This window comes from SAR324 cluster bacterium (genome assembly GCA_029245725.1).
Classification (GTDB): Bacteria; SAR324; SAR324; order SAR324; family NAC60-12; genus JCVI-SCAAA005.
In genome coordinates, this window is the sequence record JAQWOT010000069.1 from 1 (window position 1) to 3,620 (window position 3,620).

A 3,620-nucleotide genomic window follows, 5' to 3' on the forward strand; every position below is an offset into this window, starting at 1 on the left:
CCCATCCAGAGTTGGAGGTATTACAAGCCAAGCTGGAGATGCACTACAAGATGTTCAAATTGAGAGAACTCTTGTTGTCATTATCGGAGTACGATGAAATTTTTCTGGACACCCCACCAGCGTGGAATTTCTTCACTAGATCCGCTTTGATTGCATCAGAGCGTTGTTTGATTCCTTTCGATTGTGACGTTTTCTCGCGTCAGGCACTGTATACCCTGTTGCAACAAGTCTGTGAAATCAGCTCCGATCACAATCCGCAGCTAGAGGTGGACGGGATTGTGGCTAACCAGTTTCAGCCACGAGCCCGATTACCACGCCAATTACTGGAGGAAATGCTGGCTGAAGAACTACCGATTCTAGAGACAAAACTTTTGTCTTCTATCAAGATTCGTGAGTCCCATCAGCACTGCAAGCCACTGGTTTTTATGGATTCACAGCACAAGATGACACTGGAGTTTCGGAACCTGTATCATGAACTGCAATCCAACTGAAAGAAGTCTAGTCTCGCAATTCATTCACTCAACCTGACTACCAAGAGAATATGGCGCTCAAGATTCCGCTTCGCTGGCTACGTGATTTTGTTGATTACATCGTAACCCCTGATCAATTGACAGAAACCCTGACGATTGCAGGCCTGGAGGTTGATGGGACAGACGTGATTGGGGAATTCTGGAATCCCGAAACTCTAATAGTTGCAGAGATTCAGAAAGTGGAACCTCATCCTGATGCGGACTCTCTCTGCCTAGCCACGGTCAATTACGGAAAAGATCAATCCCTGGTGGTGGTGACCGGTGCTCCTAATATTTTTGCAATGATTGGCAATGTCCCAACTCCCTGCCCAAAGATCTCCCTGGCTTTGGTTGGGGCACAGGTAATTGACGCCTACAGTGAAAAATACAAGCTTAAGAAGCTAAAACCTTCGAAAATTCGAGGGATTCCTTCTGAAGGAATGGCTTGTTCTGAAAAGGAACTTGGTCTGAGTGAAGAACATGAGGGAGTCTTGATTCTTCCAGAGGATGCACCTGTTGGTTCTCCTTTGAGTGAATATCTTGGAGAGACAGTTCTGCACTTCGATATCAAGGGAGGTTTCAGTCATCTTCTCTGTGTCCATGGCATTGCCCGCGAGGCTGCTGCGATTTATGGGTTACCTCTCAAGAATGAGTTCATTCACGATCTGCCAGAAGCCAAGAATATTGTAGAAGAATCGGGTTATGTAAATCTGCAGATCAATGACCCAGATCTTTGTGCACGCTATACCGCAATTAGGATCAAGAACGTCAAGATTGGGCCTTCTCCATTTTGGATGCAGCAGCGCTTGAGACAGAGCGGAATGCGCCCCATCAATAACATTGTTGATATTACCAACTATGTGATGTTGGAGCTAGGGCAACCCCTCCACGCCTTTGATTATGAAGCACTAGTCCAACGTAGTAGTGGCACTCCAACTATCTGTGTTCGTCGTGCCCAACCGGGGGAAGTGTTAGTAACTCTCGATGAAATTGAGCGCAAGCTTGACCCAGAAATGTTGTTGATTACCGATGAGCAGGGAGCGATTGCCATCGCAGGTGTAATGGGTGGAGGCAATACCGAAGTATCTGAAGCGACAACCGATATTCTGTTGGAAGCAGCTCATTTTGAGTTTCTGAACAATCGGCGCACCTCCCAAGTACTGAAGCTCAAGACAGAAGCGGCAGAGCGGTTTGGCAAACGGCTAGATCCTGAATTACCACTGCTGGCGGGCTGGCGTGCAGCACGGCTGATTGCTGAATTGGCTGGTGGAACGCTGGAGCCCGTAGTCGCGGATCTCTACCCAAAAAGACCTGAACCAGTCAGCATTGAACTGCACTCTGACTATATTGAGCGCATCCTTGGAATCCAGATGCCAGAGGTTGAGGTTGTACGGATTCTTAAGGCGCTGGAATTCGAAGTTGCTATCACGCAGGGAATCTATCAGGTTCAGGTGCCAACTCATCGTCAGGATGTGCGGATTCCAGCAGATCTAGTGGAAGAACTTGTACGCATCCATGGTTACAATCGCCTTCCTCCCACAAGATTAACCGATGAATTGCCACCGCAACGTGAAAACTTTAAATTGAACGGTATAGAGAAAGTCCGTGATCTGCTAGTAGGAGCGGGGCTTGACGAGGTGATTACCTACTCACTGAACAGTCCTCTCGATGAAGCCACACTGCGATTACAGACGGATGCGAGTGAAAGCACACAGATTGGCTTGCTGAATCCTCTTTCTCAGGAGCGTAGTCATCTTCGTCAGACTTTACTGGTGGGCTTGCTTCAGACAGCTCGTGAAAACCTTCGACTGTTGTCTCGGATTCAGATTTTTGAGGTGGGTGGTGTGTTCTTACCTCAAGAAGGAGAAACCCTCCCAGCTGAGCCTCGTCGGCTGGCTACGTTGCTAACAGGCCCCCGCCAAGCCGATGCATGGCAACCTGACCAAGCAACAACTGACTATGACTTTTATGACATCAAGGGGCGTTTGGAGATTTTGTTGGAAGGCCTGCATTTACAATCTGAGATTCGCTGGGAGCAAGCTGATGTTTTACCCTGTCATCCAGGCCGCTGTGCCAGTCTTTATCTCGGTGGACAGATGCTGGGCTACATTGGAGAACTCCACCCAAAAATTCGTAGTGAATTTTCTCTCCCTGAACAACCGTTTTGTGTGGCAGAACTGGATCTGGATCTGCTATTAAACCAATGGCAACAAGCACATCAGATGCAAGAAATTTCCGGCTTCACTCCAATCTACGAAGACTTGGCAGTTGTTGTAAATCAAGATCTTCCGGTAGCTCAAGTCCTTGGTGAGATGGAACAGGCAGGTCGTCCTTTGTTGAAACAGGTTACCTTGTTTGATGTGTATACAGGTGAACAAGTGGCTGCTGACAAAAAGAGCTTGGCTTTTGCTCTCACCTTTCAAGCAAATGACCAGACTCTGCAGGACAAGGATGTTCAGAAGATCCGACAGAAAATTGTACGCCGACTCGAACAGACCTGTGATGCCCAGTTGAGATCTTGAAAACACCCCAAGTACAGAGTTTTATTAATGATTCTAGAGTTGGAAAATGTTGGAAAGTCCTTTCCTCATCCCAGCGGGAACGAAAATGTTGAGGTCCTGCGCAACTTACAGTTACAAGTCAATCAGGGTGAAACAGTTGCGGTACTAGGGCAGTCAGGCAGTGGAAAATCGACTCTGCTTTCTTTGCTCGCAGGTCTTGACCAACCCACCAGTGGTGCCCTGAGGATTCGTGGAACTGATCTGGCTCAAATGAGTGAGGAAGAACTGACACGATTCCGTGCGGAGAATATCGGGATCATTTTCCAGCAATTTCATTTGATGTCGCATCTGACAGCTTTGGAAAACATCAGTTTACCACTAGAGATTTTTCAAAGGGCTGGACATGCAGAACGCTCTCGTAGAGCTTTGGAACAAGTGCGACTTGAACATCGTCATGACCACTTCCCATACCAGTTGAGTGGTGGGGAATGTCAACGGGTTGCAATCGCTCGTGCTGTGGTCGTGGAACCCGCGATTTTGTTAGCTGATGAGCCTACAGGAAATTTGGATGTGGAAACTGGTGAGCAGATTGTGAATCTACTTTTCGATT

At 47.6% G+C, this 3,620-nt stretch carries 3 protein-coding genes; all 3 read left to right on the plus strand.

Translation table 11 applies throughout. From position 1 onward, the window contains the following. Positions 1-491 (plus strand): ParA family protein (locus tag P8O70_03020; protein ID MDG2195854.1); only part of this gene is annotated, 491 nt, incomplete at its 5' end. A 50-nt stretch (positions 492-541) separates the two neighbouring features. After that, on the plus strand, positions 542-3,031 hold the full coding sequence (gene pheT, locus P8O70_03025; GenBank protein MDG2195855.1) for a phenylalanine--tRNA ligase subunit beta: 2,490 nt from the start codon (positions 542-544) through the stop codon (positions 3,029-3,031). A gap of 27 nt (positions 3,032-3,058) precedes the next feature. After that, on the plus strand, positions 3,059-3,620 hold a 562-nt coding region (locus tag P8O70_03030), incomplete at its 3' end, for an ABC transporter ATP-binding protein (protein MDG2195856.1).